Raw genomic sequence first — 20,918 nt, forward strand, 5'->3', positions numbered from 1 at the left:
TAGGCTTCAGCACCGATGAAGACATCTCTCGGCACCGATGAGGAATCATCGCAAAACAACCCTGTCTCCCAAACGTTTTGCCATGATGCTTTGTACGGTTTTCAACTCATTAAAGCGTTTCATAAGCGAGTCGCATTTTTCATTATTATGGGCGAGAGCTGGGTCTTGCAGAGCATAAAGCATGTGCTTCAATTCCTCTGTTACGATTGCGTATTTAAAATTAATCATTAACATCGGAACCATTTCGTAGAGGCGCTCTTCATCCGTCACGATCTTTTGGGATTTGGAGTGGTATTTACTAAGCTGATAACGCACATTAATCAAATCTACACTCAATTTGCTGATTATCGGATCAGGATGTGCCAGGAAATAACGTTCAGCTATGAAATTGGAATCGTGCATGTGTGCAGCAGCTTCTGATAGCATTTGGCGGTGCAGCGGATTATGAAAGGCTAACTCATCTTCCTTCAAATCATTAATCACATATTCTATAACGGTTACCGGAATTTCGTTTCCTTCTTCGTCCGTCAGGTTACACATGATTTTTTCTCCATACCGGACTACCGCCTGTAATATCAGGCGTTCGAACTTGTAAAATTCCTGTCCTTCCTTTCCTTCCTGGGGGATAAAAGAAGCATAGTTGTCTTCCTGCAAAGCGGGAGGAACTTCTGTATATCCGTTATCTACTTCAGGGGACAACGGAATGTCTCCATTAGACATGGGCATATCTTCAGAAGGAGTAGCTCCTTGAGACATCATAGCTGTTCTTTCGGCCATCCGGCGTTCCCGTTCCGTCTGTTCAGCTCGTTTCTCCGCTTGAGTTTCCCGTCTTTTGGCAACTTCCGATACCAGTAACTTATCTTCTACATGAAGTAGCTGGGCACATTCTTTGATGTAGACATCTCTGACAATTGCTTCCGGAATGACGGAAATACTTTGTACCAAGTTACCAATCAGTTCCGCACGCTTGATGGGATCTTTTCCTGCATCTTCCAGCAGCAAGTTCGTTTTGAAGCGGATAAAATCCGTTTCATGTTCCGAGATGAAAGCCTGAAATTCTGTTGAGTTATGTTTGCGGGCGAAAGAGTCCGGGTCGTCCCCATCGGGAAGAAGACAGACTTTGATATTCATACCTTCCTCCAATAACATATCAATTCCCCGGATAGAAGCCTTGATACCTGCTGCGTCACCGTCGTAAAGCACAGTCATGTTGTTGGTGAACCGGTGAATCATACGGATTTGTCCCGGTGTAAGGGCTGTTCCTGAAGAAGCAACCACATTCTCTATGCCGGACTGATGCATGGAGATTACATCCGTGTAACCTTCAACCAAAAAGCAACGGTCTTGTTTTACAATAGCCTGCTTGGCGAAATATATACCGTATAGCTCGTTACTTTTATGATAGATTTCCGATTCGGGCGAATTGACGTATTTTACTTTGATTCCTTTCGTTGCACTGGCAAGTACACGTCCGCCAAAAGCCACTACTTTACCGGAAAGCGTATGGACAGGGAAAATAACACGTCCCCAAAAACGATCCCGTAACCGATGGTCATCCGTTTCGTAGCAAAGCCCGGTCTTTACCAAATACTCTTTCTTATATCCTTTTTGGATTGCCTCTTTAGCGAAAGCGTCGTGACTTTCAGTACAGTAACCTAATTGGAATTTCTCAATAATGTCATCACGAAAGCCACGGTTGCGGAAATAGGCCATACCGATGCTACGTCCGTCTATATGATTCTTTAGTATGTTTTGGAAATAGTCGCGCGCAAAGTTGTTGACGATAAACAGACTTTCGCGTTCGCTTTGCACAAACTTCTCTTCATCGCTTAATTCCCGCTCCTTGATTTCAATATTGTATTTCTTGGCAAGGTATTTCAGTGCTTCCGGATAAGACATCTGCTCGTGCTCCATAATGAAATGGACTGCGTTTCCGCCTTTTCCACAAGCAAAACATTTGCATAATCCTTTGGCGGGAGAGACATAAAAAGAAGGGGTTTTATCACTATGAAACGGACACAAACCGACGTAATTGACACCACGTTTGCGCAGGGTGACAAAATCCGAAACGACATCTATGATTTGTGCCGCATCCAATATCCGGTCTATGGTAATTTGATCTATCATTCTTTCTCCTGTGAATCCGTTTTTGCGGATACAAAGGTACACATAAAAAAATCCCCTGCAAAGAACTTTTTTACAGGGGATCGTTAAATCTTATCTATGTCGGTACGGATTATTTGATCTTCTCCCGAATCTTTGTCAGATACTTTTTCATTCCTTCCGCATCCTTGTTCTCGATAATTTCGAGAAGGTTCTTCAACTCTGTCCGGATATTAGTCACTTGTCCCGGAGTGCGTGGGTTAAACAGAATTTCCTGAAGCAGGTAGTCGTCTTCGCTTAATAGACCTTTGGCAATTGCCATGTGTTTTTTGAACGTAGTTCCCGGAGCTTCCTGATGTTTCATTACGGCAGCAAATACAAAAGTCGATACGAACGGAATAGAAAGCGAGTAGGCTACTGTTTCATCGTGTTCGTCGAACGTATATTCGAAGATGTTCAAACGCAATGTCTGATAGAGGTCTTTGAAGAATATTTTTCCCAAGTGGTCGCCTTCACTGATGATGATGGCATTCTCGCTGCTCAGATTGCTAAGACTAGCAAAAGTAGGGCCAAACATCGGGTGGCTGGAGACATAACGGAAACCACTTTCTTCATAGAACTTCTTTAGTCCTGTTTTTACAGAGGCAATGTCACTAATGATACAGTCTTTCGGCAACACAGGCAACACCTTATGAAAGGCATCCAGCGTGTACTTCACTGTAACGGCATTAATAACCAGTTCCGGTTCAAATTCCTTAATCTCCTCCAATGTGGTGAAACGATACGTGTTATAGACAAAACGCAACTGGTGCGGGTTGACGTCGAACACGGCCGTCTCATGTTGAAAGCTTAATATATCAGTAAAGAAAGAGCCCATTTTACCGGCTCCAAGGATTAATATTCTCATAATGTTTATTTAATAATCTTTTCTCTAACCCTCTTCCAAGGAGAACAGACTGAAAGTTACTCTTGTCAATATGAACAGGAGATTGCTTTCTTTCCTCTCTTTGGAAGAGGGTTGGGGAGAGGCTGCTTTTTATTTATTAATAATTTCCATCTGTTGACGAACCGATTCTTCATGGATGGCTTCGAAAATCTTCTTCATAAACTCGCTGTCCATACCGCATTGTTCGCCCTGTGCGCCACGTTTTTCCAAGATTTCATTGTAACGTCCGGCTTGGAGAACGGTGATTCCATGTTCCTTTTTGTAGGTACCGATTTCGCGGGCTACGCGCATTCTTTTTGATAGTTCCTGAATGATATTGTCGTCACATTCGTCAATTTGTTTACGGAGTTGTGCCAGACTTTCGGTAGATTGCGTTTCAGTACGGATTACCAACAGATTGAGGATATAGTCGAGTACGTCCGGAGTAACTTGTTGAGAAGCATCACTCCAGGCACAATCCGGGTTACAGTGGCTTTCTACGATCAGACCGTCGAAGTTCAAGTCCATCGCCTGTTGGCAAAGTGGAGCTACTAATTCACGTTTTCCACCGATATGGCTCGGATCACAGAAAATCGGAAGATTAGGGATGCGACGACGCAGTTCGATAGGAATATGCCATTGGGGAAGATTACGGTAGATCTTCTTGTCATAGCTGCTGAAACCACGATGGATAGCACCTAGGCGTTTCAAACCAGCGTTGTTGATACGTTCCAATGCTCCGATCCATAATTCGAGATCCGGATTCACCGGGTTCTTAACCAATACGGGGATATCAACACCTTTCAGTGCATCAGCGATTTCCTGTACGGCGAAAGGATTAGCAGTGGTACGCGCACCTACCCAAAGAATATCGATACCTGCTTTCAGGCATTCGTAAACATGTTTGGCTGTTGCTACTTCCGTAGAAACATACATTCCTGTTTCTTTCTTTACCTCTTTCAACCAGGCAAGACCTTCTACACCGATACCTTCGAAACCTCCCGGTTTTGTACGCGGTTTCCAAATTCCGGCACGATATATTTTCTGTCCTTTAGCAGCCAGTTGTTTGGCTGTATCCATTACTTGTTCTTCTGTTTCTGCGCTGCAAGGGCCGGCAATGACAATTGGTCTTTTAGTTTCAATGCCCGGTAATAAAATTGATTCGAGTTCCATATTCTTATTTGTTTTTTATTCTTTTAATAACTTGTTTTCGTTGAAATTATTCTTTCCAATGCCTCCGCTAACTTGTTGTCTTTGCAACAAAGAGAGATACGAATATACCTTGCTCCGTTACTGCCGAAAATAAATCCCGGAGTGATAAACACTCTTGCTTCATGCAACACCTTTTCCGTCAGTTCCTCTACATCCTTGCAGGAGGCGGGAATCTTTCCCCAAAGGAACATTCCTACTTGTTTTTCGTCATAGGTGCATCCCAATGTTTTCATAATTTCACCGGCGAGGTGACGGCGGTTGCGATAGTTTTCGTTATTGCCTTCATACCAGTCTGCTTCTGCTTCAAGAGCAGTTGCTGCAGCCAGTTGCATGGCACGGAACATACCGCTGTCGATATTACTTTTCACTTTCAATATCCATTGCACGAACTCCGCGTTCGATGCCAGCATACCGATACGCCATCCGGGCATGTTGTGGCTCTTGCTCATAGAGTTAAACTCGATGCAACAGTCTTTGGCTCCCGGTACACTCAGAATACTGATAGGCTTATCGTTCAGGATAAAGCTGTACGGATTGTCGTTCACAATCACGATATTCTTTCGGCGTGCAAAATCAACGAGACGTTCATATAATTCCGGGGTAGCATTGGCTCCTGTCGGCATGTTGGGATAGTTGGTCCACATCAGTTTTACGCGGCTAAGATCCATCTTTTCCAGTGCTTCAAAGTCAGGCATCCAACCGTCTTCTTCTTTCAGGTCATAGTTGATAACTTCCGCGCCAAGTATTTTACTCAAAGAAGTATAGGTGGGGTACCCCGGATTTGGGACTAACACCTGATCACCCGGATTGACAAATGCCAGCGTAACATGGAGGATTCCTTCTTTCGAACCGATCAATGGTTGTATTTCTGTATTCGGATTCAGTTCCACTCCGTACCAGCGTTGATACCAATTGGCGAAACCTCTGCGCAGTTCAGGGATACCTACATACGGTTGATAACCGTGTCCGTTGGGATCATGAGCATTGTTACACAATGTTTCGATGGTTTTCCTAGAAGGAGGCATATCAGGACTGCCGATGCCCAGACTGATGACATCTTTTCCTTCAGCATTCATCTGTGCTACTTCTTTGAGTTTCTTTGAGAAGTAGTATTCGCTAACACTTGCCAATCTGTCGGCAGGAGCGATTTTATACGTTTGATTTTCCTTCTGCATATTCGCCTAATAATTTAAGTTCTTTGGTTAATGGAGTGATTGCGGCAATAGATTGCTTGTATCTTAGATAATCGTTGAAAGCTACATCTACGTAAAATTGGTATTCCCATTCCCGTCCGATGATTGGCAACGATTGGATTTTTGTCAGATTGATATTATAGAACGATAGAATAGACAAAACCTGCGACAGACTGCCTTCCGTGTGCGGGAGAGTGAATACCATACTCGCCTTGTTGGTTGCATTGACATGATGTTGACGGAGTTCATCTACTTGCCAGGGATCGGCAACTACCAGAAAACGGGTGAAATTGTGTTTGTTCGTTTCAATGCCTTCCTGAAGGATCTTCATGCCATAACGTTCGGCTGCAGCTTTGGAGCAGATGGCGGCGTGCCCTTTCAGGTTTTCATTCTTGATGATTTCCGCGCTACGGGCAGTATCTTCACCTTCCACTACTTTCAACTGTGGATGTTGATTCAGAAATTCGCGACATTGCATCAGGGCGATAGGGTGAGAGTTGACTTCAGTCAGATCTTCCCAGTTCTCATCAGGGAGACAGACGAAGCTGTGTGAGATTCGCAGTTTGTATTCACCAATGATCTGTGTGCCGCTTTGTCGCAGTAACTCATTGTTGTGCAGCAAGCTTCCCGCAATCGTATTCTCGATGGCTAGCATTCCGATAACCTGGCTGTCTTTTCGTATCGAGGTAAACACGTCTTCGAAGTTGGCACAACAGATTAACTCTATTTCTTCTCCCTCGAAGTACTTGTGTGCGGCGATATCATGATATGAGCCGAGTGTTCCTTGAATTGCTATCTTTTTCATTGTTCTAAATGTATTATATAAAAAAATCCCGCGTCCATATTGGAGCGGGATTCATATGATTGATTTCTCTATTCAGTCCTTAAGCATCATGTCACTTGATACATACAAACTCCCGCTCTACTTTCTGGCTAAAGTAAAAGTAAAAAAAGAAGTAATATGCATAAGAAAATGATTTCATTCGAATCTTTGTTTTTTGCTTTGGTTTCTAATTCTGGGGCAAAAGTAATAATTTTCTGTTAGATGCAAACAAAAAACGATATTTTTTTTGTTTTTTCATCAAAAACAAATGAAAAGGTTATTCAGTATTACATTTGCACTTCTGTTTTAAGTGATACTTGCTTCTTGGTTTCCAGTATTTAGAAGATACCCGGAAGTGCCTCCGGTTTTGGTCCCAAATTTTTGAATTCTCCGTTCAGACCAGCTTCTTCTTTCGGATTCAATTCCAGAGATTTCTTCATGTCTTCTACGGAGCCATCCTTATCACCATTCAGCAATTTAGCACGTCCGCGTTCTTTGTAGGCTTCTGCAAAGTTCGGATTCAGTTCGATGGCTTCATCAAACAGCCCGATGGCTTCCACCAACTTCTTCTGATTGATATAAAGTTGTCCTAAATAAAGGTAAGCCTGTTCGTTGAACGGGTTTATTTCCGTTACCAGTTTGTAATCCTCTTCCGCTTCCTCGTCCTGACCGTTGGCTTCTTTCACTTTTCCACGTAGGAGCATGGCAGTTTCTTCTTCCGGATTTTGGGCAAGTACAGCATCTATATCTTCCATCATTTCTTTATACTGTTTCAGATTTAACAAGGCTTCCGCACGTAACAGACGGGCTTCGATGAAATCGTCTTTCAAAGTGATCGCTTTGGTGAGATGGGCAATAGTCATCAGATCGTCGTTCTGTCCCTTGCGGGCTTTTCCTAACAGAAAATGAGCTACGGCATTTCCCTCTTCGATGGCAATCGCTTTATTGGCAGCCTCTTCCATAGCTTGATAATCTTCCTGGATGAAGCATACATTTGCTAGTGTCAGGAAAGTACTCGTGACATGAGGCTCCATTGCAGCCATTTTCTCCAACAGTTCGCGGGCTTTTGCCGTTTCTTCCATGTGGATGTAGAGTTGGCTAAGATAGCCCATTGTTTCAAACTCTTCCTGGATGGCAAGAGCTTCAGTAAAACATTTTACTGCATAATCCGGACGTCCCATGCGTTGTGCACGTAAACCGTCGTATTTGAAAATCTCGAAATTTTTCTGATCGTTTTTCTGTTTTTCACTTTCCGGAGTTTCTGATTTACCGGAGAAGAATGATTTAAAAAAGTTCGGCATGGTTGTGTTATTTTTGAGTTACCTCGCAAAGGTAGTAACTTATTTTGAAATATGTATCATTCCGTCCTGCATCTTCCACTCGCCTTCTTCCAATAAATATTGGATGACTTCACTGATTTTCTCTGTCTCCGCTTCTATTTTCTCGGTTATTTCTGCCGGTGTATGCGGCTTTTGAGTAAGTAATTCGGCTATTCTCTTTTTCAGTTCTTCAAGAGATTCCCCGGTCAGTGTATCTGTTACACGGTGACTAAGGCAAACATCACATTGTCCGCAGTTATGCTCGTTTTTCTCTCCGAAGTAGCGGAGCAGCATCCGGCTTCGGCACACATTCTCCGAAGTGACATATTCTTCCATCGCCTTGATGCGAGCTTCATATCGGGCTTTGCGCTCTTCGTAGACAGCAGGGGGAATGTGCACAAAACGAAGTTCCTGCCGTTCGCGCGTATATATAATATAAGGAGTCTTTTTGTGCGGAATATAATCCACGATGCGACGTTTGGTAAGCGTGACCAATATGTTATAAATCTGTTCGCGGGTCAGTCCGGTACGTACGGAAAGGGTGGCTTCGCTGATATAGGCATAATCGGTAAACACTCCGGTGTAAGAACGGAGAATCATCTGTATCAGTGCTTCAGCTTCCGTTCCCATTTCCCGCAGTTTGTACAATTCGTCCCGGCGAATCGTAAAAAGGATGCGTGAGGCGTTGTCCTGTTCGTCCGTATATTCCAGATAACCGGCTTGAGTCAGTATTTTCAGTGCACTGTCTACCGGAACCGGGAAGTATTTGAACTTCCGGCAAAACTCTTCCAGGTTAAATTCACGGACACATTGGAAACCGTCGCCCATTGCCATCTGATAGTAATATTGCAGATGTTCATACACATTGAGAATGTAGTCTTTATCGGGAAAAGTATCCACTACACGCTTGTGTAACGTCGTTCTGTCCGTTTTAGTATATAAGATTACGGCATACGCTTTCTCACCGTCTCTTCCTGCACGTCCGGCTTCTTGAAAGTAGGCTTCGAGAGAATCGGGGAGATCAAGATGTAATACGATACGCACGTCGGGCTTATCGATCCCCATTCCAAAGGCATTTGTTGCTACCATTACACGAACTTCGCCGCTTTGCCAGCGTTTTTGACGCAGGTCCTTTACGGCATTATCCAGTCCGGCGTGATAAAAGTCGGCGGTAATATCTTCGTTTACCAGTAATTCAGTGATTTCTTTGGTCCGTCTTCTGTTGCGGACATAGATAATGGCGCTGCCCGGTACCTTTCGTAAGATATGCAGCAACTCTTGAGTCTTGTTATCCGTTTGTCGGACCATATACGCCAGGTTTTTCCGCTCGAAACTCATGCGGAAAACATTCTCTTCACGGAAATCCAAGCGGGTTTGAATATCTTTCACCACTTCCGGAGTGGCGGTGGCGGTCAGTGCCAGTACTGGAATTCCCGGTAACAGTGCCCGTATCTCGGCAATTTTCAGGTAAGCGGGGCGGAAGTCATATCCCCACTGTGAGATACAGTGACTTTCGTCAACTGTAATCATGGAGACTTTCATCGACCGCAGTTTGGTGCGGAATATTTCCGTGTCCAGACGTTCAGGAGAAATATAGAGGAATTTGTAATCACCGAAGATGCAATTTTCCAGTGCCGTGAGAATTTCCTGCCGCGTCATGCCGGAGTATACGGCAAGAGCTTTGATGCCGCGTTTGCGCAGATTCTGCACCTGGTCTTTCATCAGGGCAATGAGCGGAGTAATGACAATGCAAATCCCTTCCTGGGCGAGAGCAGGCACTTGAAAGGTGATGGACTTACCGCCTCCGGTGGGCATGAGCCCCAGTGTATCTTTGCCTTCGCCGATACTGGTGATGATCTCCTCCTGCAAGTCGCGGAAGGAGTCATATCCCCAATATTGTTTTAAAATCTCCTGATACTTATTCAATCGGTTTTATATCCTCAATTTGAAGTTGAACTTCGCCACGCTTATGCGTGTTTTCTTCAATAGTGTAACAGATGTCGAACGAACGTTTTGTTTTGATATAGCGCACATGCGAACTCTGTCCGAACGCAATGCCGTTCATTACATTATTCGATTTGTTATCAACCAATTCGAGCTTGATATGTTCCTGATCGCGTCCCACCACTTTACTCGTTCCATAATCATAAACGTGATGAGTGCAGAAAATGGGTTTCGTGTTGTCGGGACCGAAAGGATTAAACTTCTTCAGGTCGTTGAAGAACTTGGACGAAATATCCCTGAAGTCGATTTCAGCATCAATTTCGATGACGGCACTGGTTTGTTCCGGCAGGATATGCCGTGAAACGTAGTCTTCGAACCGTTTGGTAAAAGCATCCACATTCTCCACTTTCATTGATAGTCCGGCGGCGTATGTATGTCCTCCGAAGTTTTCCAGCAGGTCGCGGCAATGCTCGATTGCTTTATATACGTCGAAACCGGAAACAGAACGTGCGGAACCAGTTGCCATGTCATCCGTCCGTGTCAGTACCACGGCAGGGCGGTAGTACACTTCCGTCAGGCGGGAAGCTACGATACCGATCACTCCTTTGTGCCATTCTTCGTTGTAGAGCACAATAGAGCGGCGGTCGGCTAATCCTTCCAGATTAGCAACGATGTTGTTTGCTTCCTCCGTCATACTCTTGTCGAGGTCTTTCCGGGTTTCGTTGTACAGGTTGATTTGTCCGGCTTTCTCAAGTGCCGCCGAGAAGTCTTTTTCCGTCAGCAGGTCTACTGCTTCTTTCCCATTCTGAATACGTCCCGATGCATTGATGCGCGGTCCGATTTTAAACACAATATCGCTGACAGTAATTTCTTTTTCAGAAAGTCCGCATACATCGATAATGGCCTTCATACCGATACTCGGGTTACTGTTCAGTTGTTTCAGACCGTGGTAGGCGAGAATACGGTTTTCACCCATAATCGGAACGATGTCCGATGCGATACTAACGGCTACGATGTCGAGCAACGGAATCAGGTGATGAAATTCGATGCCGTTACTAATGGCGAATGCCTGCATAAACTTGAAACCGACTCCACAACCGGAAAGGTGGGTGTACGGGTACGTGTTGTCCAGGCGTTTGGCGTTCAGGATAGCTACGGCAGGCGGAAGAATATCATCCGGCACGTGATGGTCACAGATGATAAAGTCAATCCCTTTCTCTTTGGCATACGTGATTTCCTCTACTGCTTTTATTCCGCAATCAAGTACAATAATCAATCCTACACCGGTTTCAGCGGCGTAGTCCACTCCTTTTTTAGAAATGCCATACCCTTCGTTGTATCGGTCGGGTATGTAGTAATCAAGGTTCGAATAGAACTGTTGAATAAACTTGTAGACCAATGCCACGGCAGTAGTACCGTCTACGTCATAATCTCCATAAATTAGAATACGTTCTTTCTTTCCCATCGCCCTGTTCAGACGTTCTACTGCAATATCCATATCCTTCATCAGGAACGGATCGTGCAGGTCGGGCAACTGCGGGCGGAAAAACTTCTTGGCATCTGCTGCCTTCGTAATTCCCCGCTGTACCAAAAGTTGTCCAAGGATCGGGCTAATCCCTAATTCCTGGGCCAATGTCTGGCTTGTCTCTGCCTGTTCGGGTGTAATGGGTCGATAATTCCATTTGTGATTCATTTTATATATTGTTTTTTCTTTTTTTGTTCTCGAGGGTTGGAAAGGCACTTCTTCCCAACAAGGGGTAAAAGTACGAAAAAAAGCGGAAGTGTATAGTAGATAAGACGAAAATATTTCAAGGGCAGTGGAAAACCGGAAGTTTGATATGGGGTGTCTTTTAGTTTTTATAGTTGATTTTTGAAAGATAACTTTTTTGGTTTATCTTTGCTCCACCAATAAGAATCTGATAAATGAGAAAGCCGGGTAACGTCACAGACTACAATATGACATTTGATAATATCTATTCAGAGTATTATCAACGTTGCTTTCTATTCGCCAAATCCTATCTCCATGATGAAATGCTGTCGAAAGATATAGCTTCCGAAGCGATGATTACCTTATGGACTACGATGAAAACGGAAGAAGTGGATAATATCCGTGCTTTCTTGATGACCGTAGTAAAGAACCAATCGTTGAATCATCTGCGAAACGAACATCTGCGGATGGAAGCTCGTGAGAATATCCTGAATGACGAACTCTATGAGCTTGACTTCCGCATCTCTTCTTTGGACGCCTGCAATCCGACGGATATTTTCTCGGAAGAGATTAACAGGATTGTCAATCGGACATTGGATACATTGCCGCTGCAAACCCGGAATGTTTTCAGAATGAGCCGCTATGAGAACAAATCTATAAAAGAAATAGCCGATACGTTGAATATCAGCGTCAAAGGTGTCGATTATCATATAGGTAAGGCGTTGAAAGCCTTACGTGTTAATCTGAAAGATTATCTTTATCTCTTCTTCATTTAATAAAGTACTGCTTTATTCCCAGTCTATTAATAGATAACTTCTTTTGTATTAAGTCTAAACTTGTATTTCATTAGTTGCAAACTTCTTTTTGATTACTTTCAAACTATAAACGCAAGTTCTGTTTTTATAAATGCAAGCTTTGATTATAAAAATGCAAGCTTCGTTTTTATAATCAAAGCTTGCATTTATAGTTTACAGTTAGGCAAGTGCAACTTTACTATTGGATAAGAGGAAGTTTATACCTAATAGACAGCAACTTTTCTATTAATATATAAGGAGTGAAGAAGTACTGTCCTAAGCATTAATAACCTGTTGATTGAAGAATAACTCACTTTTTCATCTTTTCAACTAGTGAACTTCTTTCCTGGTGTGTCTATTATGTACAGGGCGGATAAATGCTTTGGATAATAGAACGCTATATGGACATAAGACTACTTAATAAATATATTGCCGGTGACGTACTTCCTGAAGAAAAGAAAGAAGTGATACGCTGGATGAAAGAGAGCGAAGAACATCGTGAACAACTGATGCAGTTACATCGCATTTATAACGCAACCCTTTGGAACGGAAACGTTGACGGACAGAATACGAAGAATACGGAAAAGAAGAAGCCTGTAATGCGGTATCTCTGGACGTCGATGAAGATAGCCGCGGTAGTTGCCATGCTCGCTTTCATCATCCATAAGGAATATCAGGGCTATCGGTTGGAGCATTCTACCGACATGCAGACTGTGACCGTTCCAGCAGGACAGCGTGCCAATCTGATATTGGCTGACGGGACAACAGTTTGGTTGAACTCCAACTCCACATTGAAATACCCCGCTAACGGCTTCCACTCTAAAAACAGAAAAGTGGCTTTGGAAGGAGAAGGATACTTTGAAGTGGCGCATGACGAGAAACACCCTTTCATTGTTGAAACGCAGAAATATGATATCCGGGTATTGGGAACCACCTTCAACGTATCCGCCTATCCGAATTCCGATATGTTTGAAACGTCTCTGATAGAAGGAAAAGTAACCGTCTACCAGCCGGATACGCAAAACGAAATAGTGCTGAAACCGTATGAGAAAGTAGAAGCGAGAGACGGTAAACTTTATAAAGAGGCATTCACTTCGGACAACGATTTCCTCTGGCGGATGGGAATCTATTCCTTTAAGAATGAACCTTTGGAAACGGTATTCAAGAAATTGGAGCAATATTATGAAGTGAAGATTATCAACAATAATCAAGAGATAGCTTCCCGTCCGTGTACAGGTAAGTTCCGGCAGAAAGAAGGTATTGAACACGTGATGAAGGTATTGCAGAAGTACGTTAAATTTAACTATATGCAGGATGATGAGAAGAATCAGATTATCATCTATTGATAAAGAAGTATGAATCCTAAAATGAAAAACATGAGAACAAGAGCACCTGTCTGTTTAAAACGAAAATATCGGTAAATGCTGCAACATTTACCGATATGTGAGAAGTCAATAAAAAGACTCGACTTTCATTCCAAATCTTTATGTATTAACTTAATAACTCTAGGCAAAGATATGAAAAATAATCTTTGGTGTGGACGTATTGTCCATAGAAAAACACACTCTACTCAAATTTTAAGAATTATGAGGTTAACTGTCTTTTTCCTGTTATTCATTATTTTTGAGACGTATGCCCTGGATGGCTATTCTCAGAATCAAAAAGTTACGATGAATAAAGGATCCGCAACATTCGCCGAAATCATCAGGCAGATTGAAAAACAAACAGACTATTTGTTTATCTATAATGAACACGAGATTGCTTTGGACAAACAAATAGCAGTATCTACTCGGGAAACCACGGTTGCCGAAATTCTTAATAGAGTTTTGCAAGGAACAGGTTTCTCGTATACGATGGAAGGCAACCATATTATTCTGGTGAAAAGTATGGAGAAAATGAAAAACGTAACTCTCGGTCGGAAGATAACAGGAACTGTGAAAGATGATTTGGGAGAGGCTATTGTCGGTTGTAATGTAGCTGTTAAAGGTGAGAAAATAGGAGCCATCACCGATATGGATGGAAGATATACTATCGAGGTTCCGGACAATAGTATATTGGTTTTCTCATTTTTAGGTTATAAGAGCGTTGAATCTCCAGTCAAGAATAATTCGGTTATCAATATAACCATGCAAGAAGACTCCAGATCTTTGGAAGAAGTGGTGGTTGTAGGTTATGGAACACAGAAGAAAGTCAATTTGACAGGTGCCGTGTCTGTGGTTGAGGGGGATCAATTGGCAGGGCGTTCTGCTTCGACTATGTCTCAATTACTGCAAGGAGCAGTTCCTAACATGACTGTCTCTTTTTCTTCCGGTCGTGCAGGAGATGGAGGTTCGTTTAATATCAGAGGTGTGAATTCCATTAGTGGTTCTGCCAAACCGTTGGTCCTTATTGATGGAGTGGAGGGAGATGTGAATCGTGTCAATCCGAATGATGTCGCCTCTGTTTCGGTCTTAAAAGATGCGTCGTCTGCGGCAATTTATGGAGCACGTGCCGCCTATGGAGTTATTCTGGTAACTACAAAAACGGGAGAAAAAGGCAAAGTCACTCTTAATTATAACGGACGATATAGCTTTAGTGATGTAACTACGTCGACAGATTATGAAACCCGTGGATATTATGCGGCCGGTATTAGTGATATGTTTTTCTCTACCTGGCAAGGGACACCATTGCTCACATATACGGAAAAGGATTATCATGAGTTGTGGATCAGGAGAAATGATAAGACGGAACAACCCGAACGGCCCTGGGTAGTAACTGAAAACGGACAGTATAAATACTATGGGAATTTTGATTGGTATAATTATTTATATGACCATAAACGTCCGACGCATGAACATAATGTAAGCATTTCCGGTGGAAGTGAACATTTGAAGTTCAGGCTTTCCGGAGGATATTATAATCAGAAAGGAGTTCTTAAAATACAACCGGACAAGTATGAACGCTATAACTTCAAATCAAGGCTGGAAGCCAAAGTGACTCCATGGTTATCCGTCAGTAATAATACCTCTTATTTCAAATCGAATTACTCCTATCCGGGACTTGGTGGAGTGAATACAATATTTAAGAATGCAAGCTATCGTGCCTTGCCTATATTAGTGCCTGTACATCCTGACGGTACACTGGTGTATGAAACTAATATAATGAACTATACTTTGGCGGGTACCACCGTTGCATTATCTAATAAGAAACATAATAATAAAGATGAGATAGACGAGTTTATGACCACATTTGAAGTCGTTATAAATCCGGTAAAACATGTTGAAATCATAGGGAATTACACATATTCGAAATATGACAAGAAATGTACCAATAGAAGTGTAGACATGCAATACTCCAAGGTACCGGGTGTTACGATTACCATGCCCGAGAGTACAAGCGGAGGGAATAAACTGACTGTGTTGAATACAAAAAATCTGTATTATGCATATAATGCTTACGGAACTTATGGTAACTTGTTTGCCGGCTCTCATAATGTGAAACTGACAGGCGGTATCAACTATGAGACAAAATCTTATGAAGATCTGACTGTGAGTAAAGATGGACTGTTATCTGATGAATTGAATGACTTTAATCTGGCTAAGGGAGAAAATACAGTAGTCACCGGAGGAAAGAATAAATATGCTTTATTTGGCGTCTTTTATAGGGCAAACTATGATTATAAAGGAAGATACCTGTTTGAGGCGAGCGGAAGATACGATGGCAGTTCCCGGTTTAAAAAAGGCCATCGGTACGGCTTCTTCCCATCGTTCTCCGCCGGATGGCGCATTAGCGAAGAGCCTTTTTATGGAGCATTGAAAAATACAGTAGATAACCTAAAGTTACGACTGTCTTATGGAACTTTGGGCAATCAGCAAGTTGGTTATTATGATTATCTGCAGCAAATAGAAACAGGAAAAGTTCTTAATTATTCGTTTGGTGATAAAGAAAAAGCCTCGTATGCCTATGAAACCGCTCCTAATGCTTCCGACTTGACATGGGAAACCGTAGTTACTAAAAATATTGGTCTTGATATCGGTATCTTCAATAATAGATTGAATGTTTCGGCAGATGCTTATATAAGGGATACAAAAGACATGCTAATGCCCGGCAAAGCATTACCGTCTGTCTATGGCGCAAAATCTCCTAATATGAATGCTGCTGACTTAAGGACCAAAGGTTGGGAATTGGTCGTTGCCTGGAATGACCGTTTTAATGTAATGGACAAACCTTTTAACTATGGTGTTTCGTTTGGAATCGGGGATAATGTCTCCAAGATTACGAAATATGATAACCCTAATAAAGAAATCAGCTCTCCTTATGTCGGTCAGAGACTGGGAGATATATGGGGGTATATGGTTGATGGCTATTTTGCGACAGATGAAGAGGCAGCTAATTATGGAGTAGACCAGAGTGTCGTAAACTATATCATCAATAATGCCGTTGTCGATAGAGGACTGCATGCTGGAGACATGAAATATCTCGATCTTGATGGCAATAATAAGATCGAACAAACTGTCAGTGCTAATGATATTAAGGACCAACGGATTATAGGTAATTCTCTTCCGCGCTATACGTATAGTATCAGACTTAATGCAGAATGGAATGGCATTGACTTTTCCGTGTTCTTTCAGGGAGTGGGGAAACAAGACTGGTACCCATCCAGTGATGCATTTGCCTTTTGGGGACCGTATAGTTCACCAGCACCAAGTTTCATTCCGAAGGATTTTCTGGCAGACGTATGGAGCGTAGACAATCCTGATGCTTATTTCCCCCGCCCCAGAGGATATATCGCATGGACTGATGGCCGTTCCTTGTCATCGGTTAATAACAGATACTTGCAAAGTCTTGCCTATTGCCGACTGAAAAACCTGACCGTAGGATATACGTTACCTGTTAAATGGTTATCAAAGATACATGTACAGAAAGCCCGTCTCTATTTCAGTGGTGAGAATCTGCTCACATTAGACAGGCTGGATACGGATTATATTGATCCGGAAGCGGCTGCTGCCGGAACAAATTGGAAAACAGGTAAGACTAATGCACTCTCTTATCCGTTCTCAAAGACTTATTCTTTTGGTATTGATATTACATTCTGATAATAACTAATATATCTATATATGAAAACCAAGTTTTGTATCATATTTATGTGGTTGTTTACCATTCTTTTTATATCGTGTGATAAACTGGACCTTTATCCTGAAGACAGTTTGTCTCCAACCACCTATTTCAAGAATGAAAACGAACTTCAACTGTATAGTAATCAGTTTTACTATAATATACTGCCTACGGCAGCAGATATTTATAAAGATAATGCAGATGTATTGATTGTTTCTCCGTTGGATGATGAGGTAACTGGGCAACGGATCATTCCATCGACGGGTGGAGGATGGAATTGGGAGGCATTGAGAAGTCTTAATTTCTTGTTAGAGAATTCTCATAATTGTGAAGATCAAGATGTACGTAATAAGTACGATGCAATCACCCGTTTTTTCAGGGCTTATTTTTACTTTAAGAAAGTACAGCGATTTGGAGATGTCCCCTGGTATGATAAAGTACTGGATTCGTCTGATGCTGAACTGTTGTATAAACCCCGGGATTCCAGAGAGTTTGTGATGCAGAAAATCATTGAAGATTTGGATTTTGCTATTACTACTTTATCCAAAGATAAAGAACTTTACAGAGTCAGTAAATGGGCTGCATTGGCACTGAAGTCAAGAGTTTGTTTGTTTGAAGGCACTTTCCGTAAGTATCATGGGATAGCAGACTGCGAAAAATATTTGGATGCGTGTATTACTGCTTCCGATGACTTTATGAAGAATAGTGGATATAGCTTGTATAAAACAGGCAGTACTCCTTATCAGACTCTTTTTTCTTCCTTGAATGCCATTCAGCAGGAAATTGTTTTGGCTAGAGACTATAATGGGACACTGAATATCCGTCACGACGTGCAAGGTTTTGAAAATACAGCTTCGAAAGGCAGACCCGGATTATCGAAAAAGATTGTAAATATGTATTTGAATAAGAACGGTTCCCGTTTTACGGACATGCAAGGATATGCCACTAAGGTATTCTTTGATGAATGTCAGAACAGAGATCCTCGTTTGGCACAGACCATCCGTACTCCCGGATATATACGTCCGGGAGAAACGAAACAGTCGGGTCCTAATTTCTCTTCGGCAATGACTGGGTATCATTTAATTAAATATTCGGGTGCCACCAAATATGATGTAGGTGACACGTCTGAAAATGATTTTCCTATTTTCAGGACGGCGGAGGTTTTTTTGAATTATGTGGAAGCCAAAGCGGAAAGGGGAACGTTGGAACAGAATGATATTGACAGGACGATTAAATTAATAAGGGATAGGGTAGGAATGCCGAACCTGAATATGAGTGACGCTAATACGGACCCCGATCCTTATCTGCTGAATGTCTATCCTAATGTCTCTGAAACGAATAAAGGAGTCATACTGGAAATCCGTCGTGAAAGAGTCATAGAATTGTTAATGGAAGGCTTCCGTTATTATGATTTAATGCGTTGGAAAGCGGGGAGTTGTATGGATGATGAGTTTTTGGGAATGTATTTCCCCGGTCCGGGTAATTATGACCTGAATCATGACGGGACTATTGATGTCTGTCTGTATAAAGGAGCAAAGCCTGGTGGTGTCAATGCGCTTGAATATCTGGAGATTGGAGTTACGGTAGAACTGACAGAAGGAGAATCCGGGAATGTGATTTGCTATAAAGATGTTCCTCGCCAGTGGAATGAAGAACGGGACTATTTATACCCGATTCCAAGGCAGGACCGTATTTTGACAAATGGAGCTCTGACACAGAATCCGGGATGGAATGATAATTTAAACTTTTAATTTGATTGGTCATGAAAGAATATAGAATAATGATATTACTAGTTTCTACACTTTTTATAATAGCTATCAGCTGCTCCAGCCAACTGGACAATGAAGATTTCAGCGATATGATAGGAAAGGGACAGAATTATACTCCTCCTCCTATCCCGGTTGAAGAACCGACATTGAAGGACAAAGATGGCTGGAAAATAGATTCTATTGACGGAAAGAGTTTTATATGGTACTCCTATAATAAAGGGGCTTTCAATGCCCAACAACAAATAAATGTGCTTGAAATCGACCTGTCGAGTCCTGATTACGAATTGGAGTTTGTTTCGGCTCCTCAACTCGATTCTTTGTCAAGCGTTGCTCTGAAACATGATGCGGTAGCCGGAATTAATGGTACGTATGAACTTGAAGCCTCTTTCGTAAAAGTCAATGGCTCAATAATTTCACCGATCACTCTTCCCGAAGGTCATTTAAGATATTGGAAACATGAAGGGGCCATAGCTTATGACGGCTATAAGGTTGAAATTGGATATGGAACAAAGGAATCATATTCCTATAATTCAATGCCTAACATATTCTCGGGAGCACCAGTCTTGATAGATAATTATCAACCGGTAGGTGAAACATTTATTGGAGATATAACCGGAATCAACCTGAATTCCCTGGATGGAGAGGATTACCGAAGACATCAGGGAGTACGTCATCCCCGTACCGCTGTGGCTTTGACAGAACAGAATAAACTTTTGTTGGTAACAGTGGACGGTCGTGCGGATTTGGCGGCAGGAATGACTGCCAAAGAGCTTACCTCCTTTATAAACCAGTATTTTAAACCACAGCATGCCTTGAACGTAGACGGGGGAGGGTCTACAACGATGTATATACGCGACAGTAATCTTTCAGCCACAGATGTAGTCAACTATCCGTGTGATAATAAAAAGTTCGATCATTACGGACAACGCAGTGTCAGGACTTTCATCTTGGTAAAGAAGCATAGCAACGGGCAGTTGTTTGACTCTGGTGACGGTTCGGAGGATAATCCTTATATTATAAAAACGGCGAGACATATGCAGGATATGCATAAGGTCAATTATTCTAAAGGAATGGTTTATTTCAGAATGGAGGCCGATGTGAATATGTCAGGGATTGATTGGCAGGCTTTGAATGTGAGTGAGCCTTATGACAGACTCGTCCATTTTGACGGAAACGGGCATGTTATAAAAGGCTTGAAATCGCAAGGTAACTATGCCAGCTTGTTCGGGGTGTTATGTGGAGTCTGCAAGAATTTGGGAATTGTGGATGCAGATATTGTGGCACAAAATGGAGGCGGAATATTAGCCGGTTATGTAGGGATAAAAATCCCGACTTCGGACGTATTTACCGGAAGTGTAGAAAATTGTTATACGAGCGGAAAGGTATCGGGATTTGATATAATTGGCGGTATTTCCGGTAATATCGGTAAACCGAGCGGCTCTGTGTATTCGTCCATTAAGAATTGTTATTCTACTGCTACGGTTACAGCGAAGAATGAAACAGGAAATTCACGTGCCGGGGGGATAGTAGGTATTGTCTGGGCTGGTGGTATATTGGAGAATTGCTATGCGGCAGGTGAAGTTATTTCAATGAATTCCGGAGCAGCAGGTATCGGAGCTTATTTTGATACTGCACCTAAAAGATGCGTTGCTTTGAATAAATTAGTGGAAAATAAGAAAAATGGTGTAAATTTGGGGCGTATTGCCGCCTTCATGGGAGCAGCTAATATGACGGTTGTTGATTGTTGGGCAACAGACGATATGAAGATTTTGAATGCCGGAGTACCTAAAACCGAATTTTCCGGTGAATTAGTCGGTGTGAAGCAACCCCACGATGGGGAAACTAAGTCGAAGGAGTTCTTATCGAATATGCAGAACTACCTTGATGCAGGATGGGGAAACTCATGGTATTACAAGGTAAATGCGAAAGGATATCCTATTCTGTTATGGCAATATAATCGGGAAGATTATAATACGGACATTACTGGTCATTAAGACTAATATATATTATACTTAACACATTTATTCGTTAGTT

Annotated in this window: 13 protein-coding genes; 5 read left to right on the forward strand and 8 right to left on the reverse strand. The window is 42.3% G+C overall.

Annotated elements, in window-relative coordinates; genetic code table 11:
- Positions 1-45: 45 nt before the first annotated feature.
- From dnaG to recJ, 8 genes are all read right to left on the reverse strand, one after another.
- Positions 46-2,127, reverse strand: a complete 2,082-nt coding sequence (dnaG, locus tag GD631_RS08485) for a DNA primase (protein ID WP_143259039.1) — start codon at positions 2,125-2,127, stop codon at positions 46-48.
- Positions 2,128-2,236: 109 nt separating this feature from the next.
- A complete protein-coding gene (locus tag GD631_RS08490) occupies positions 2,237-3,010 on the reverse strand; it encodes a prephenate dehydrogenase (protein WP_143259040.1) in 774 nt (257 codons plus the stop codon).
- 129 nt (positions 3,011-3,139) lie between these two features.
- Complete coding sequence (locus tag GD631_RS08495) at positions 3,140-4,201, reverse strand: bifunctional 3-deoxy-7-phosphoheptulonate synthase/chorismate mutase type II (RefSeq protein ID WP_143259041.1); 1,062 nt, start codon at positions 4,199-4,201, stop codon at positions 3,140-3,142.
- Positions 4,202-4,224: 23 nt separating this feature from the next.
- Positions 4,225-5,415 carry a pyridoxal phosphate-dependent aminotransferase gene (locus tag GD631_RS08500; protein WP_143259042.1) on the reverse strand — a complete coding sequence of 397 codons (1,191 nt, stop codon included), beginning with the start codon at positions 5,413-5,415 and terminating at the stop codon, positions 4,225-4,227.
- Positions 5,390-6,238, reverse strand: a complete 849-nt coding sequence (locus GD631_RS08505) for a prephenate dehydratase (protein ID WP_143259043.1) — start codon at positions 6,236-6,238, stop codon at positions 5,390-5,392. The genes GD631_RS08500 and GD631_RS08505 overlap by 26 nt, the downstream gene beginning before the upstream one ends.
- A gap of 356 nt (positions 6,239-6,594) precedes the next feature.
- Positions 6,595-7,557: a tetratricopeptide repeat protein gene (locus GD631_RS08510; RefSeq protein WP_143259044.1), complete on the reverse strand. Its 963-nt coding sequence runs from the start codon at positions 7,555-7,557 to the stop codon at positions 6,595-6,597.
- 39 nt (positions 7,558-7,596) lie between these two features.
- Positions 7,597-9,501 carry a RecQ family ATP-dependent DNA helicase gene (locus GD631_RS08515; RefSeq protein WP_143259045.1) on the reverse strand — a complete coding sequence of 635 codons (1,905 nt, stop codon included), beginning with the start codon at positions 9,499-9,501 and terminating at the stop codon, positions 7,597-7,599.
- A complete protein-coding gene (gene recJ / locus GD631_RS08520) occupies positions 9,494-11,212 on the reverse strand; it encodes a single-stranded-DNA-specific exonuclease RecJ (protein WP_143259046.1) in 1,719 nt (572 codons plus the stop codon). Before recJ ends, GD631_RS08515 begins: the two co-directional genes overlap by 8 nt.
- Positions 11,213-11,475: 263 nt before the next feature.
- Between recJ and GD631_RS08525 the strand changes: the two genes are divergently transcribed.
- The 5 genes from GD631_RS08525 to GD631_RS08545 all read left to right on the forward strand — a co-directional run bounded on the left by GD631_RS08525 (position 11,476) and on the right by GD631_RS08545 (position 20,878).
- Complete coding sequence (locus GD631_RS08525; protein ID WP_032841961.1) at positions 11,476-12,003, forward strand: RNA polymerase sigma-70 factor; 528 nt, start codon at positions 11,476-11,478, stop codon at positions 12,001-12,003.
- A gap of 419 nt (positions 12,004-12,422) precedes the next feature.
- A complete protein-coding gene (locus GD631_RS08530; RefSeq protein WP_143259048.1) occupies positions 12,423-13,367 on the forward strand; it encodes a FecR family protein in 945 nt (314 codons plus the stop codon).
- A 171-nt stretch (positions 13,368-13,538) separates the two neighbouring features.
- Positions 13,539-17,096, forward strand: a complete 3,558-nt coding sequence (locus GD631_RS08535; RefSeq protein ID WP_143259049.1) for a TonB-dependent receptor — start codon at positions 13,539-13,541, stop codon at positions 17,094-17,096.
- Positions 17,097-17,117: 21 nt separating this feature from the next.
- Positions 17,118-18,866: a RagB/SusD family nutrient uptake outer membrane protein gene (locus GD631_RS08540; protein ID WP_143259050.1), complete on the forward strand. Its 1,749-nt coding sequence runs from the start codon at positions 17,118-17,120 to the stop codon at positions 18,864-18,866.
- A gap of 29 nt (positions 18,867-18,895) precedes the next feature.
- Positions 18,896-20,878 (forward strand): phosphodiester glycosidase family protein, encoded by a 1,983-nt coding sequence (locus tag GD631_RS08545; RefSeq protein ID WP_223225880.1) that lies wholly within the window; start codon positions 18,896-18,898, stop codon positions 20,876-20,878.
- The last annotated feature ends 40 nt before the right edge of the window (positions 20,879-20,918 follow it).

The sequence above is a fragment of the Bacteroides luhongzhouii genome (assembly GCF_009193295.2).
In the GTDB taxonomy this organism is placed as follows: Bacteria; Bacteroidota; Bacteroidia; order Bacteroidales; family Bacteroidaceae; genus Bacteroides; species Bacteroides luhongzhouii.

Coding starts and splice junctions, on each gene's coding strand:
- GD631_RS08525 (WP_032841961.1), top strand. CDS start 11,476: ATGACATTTGATAATATCTATTCAGAGTATTATCAACGTTGCTTTCTA.
- GD631_RS08535 (WP_143259049.1), top strand. CDS start 13,539: ATGAAAAATAATCTTTGGTGTGGACGTATTGTCCATAGAAAAACACAC.
- GD631_RS08505 (WP_143259043.1), bottom strand. CDS start 6,238: ATGAAAAAGATAGCAATTCAAGGAACACTCGGCTCATATCATGATATC.
- GD631_RS08500 (WP_143259042.1), bottom strand. CDS start 5,415: ATGCAGAAGGAAAATCAAACGTATAAAATCGCTCCTGCCGACAGATTG.
- dnaG (WP_143259039.1), bottom strand. CDS start 2,127: ATGATAGATCAAATTACCATAGACCGGATATTGGATGCGGCACAAATC.
- recJ (WP_143259046.1), bottom strand. CDS start 11,212: ATGAATCACAAATGGAATTATCGACCCATTACACCCGAACAGGCAGAG.
- GD631_RS08510 (WP_143259044.1), bottom strand. CDS start 7,557: ATGCCGAACTTTTTTAAATCATTCTTCTCCGGTAAATCAGAAACTCCG.
- GD631_RS08495 (WP_143259041.1), bottom strand. CDS start 4,201: ATGGAACTCGAATCAATTTTATTACCGGGCATTGAAACTAAAAGACCA.
- GD631_RS08545 (WP_223225880.1), top strand. CDS start 18,896: ATGATATTACTAGTTTCTACACTTTTTATAATAGCTATCAGCTGCTCC.
- GD631_RS08530 (WP_143259048.1), top strand. CDS start 12,423: ATGGACATAAGACTACTTAATAAATATATTGCCGGTGACGTACTTCCT.
- GD631_RS08490 (WP_143259040.1), bottom strand. CDS start 3,010: ATGAGAATATTAATCCTTGGAGCCGGTAAAATGGGCTCTTTCTTTACT.
- GD631_RS08540 (WP_143259050.1), top strand. CDS start 17,118: ATGAAAACCAAGTTTTGTATCATATTTATGTGGTTGTTTACCATTCTT.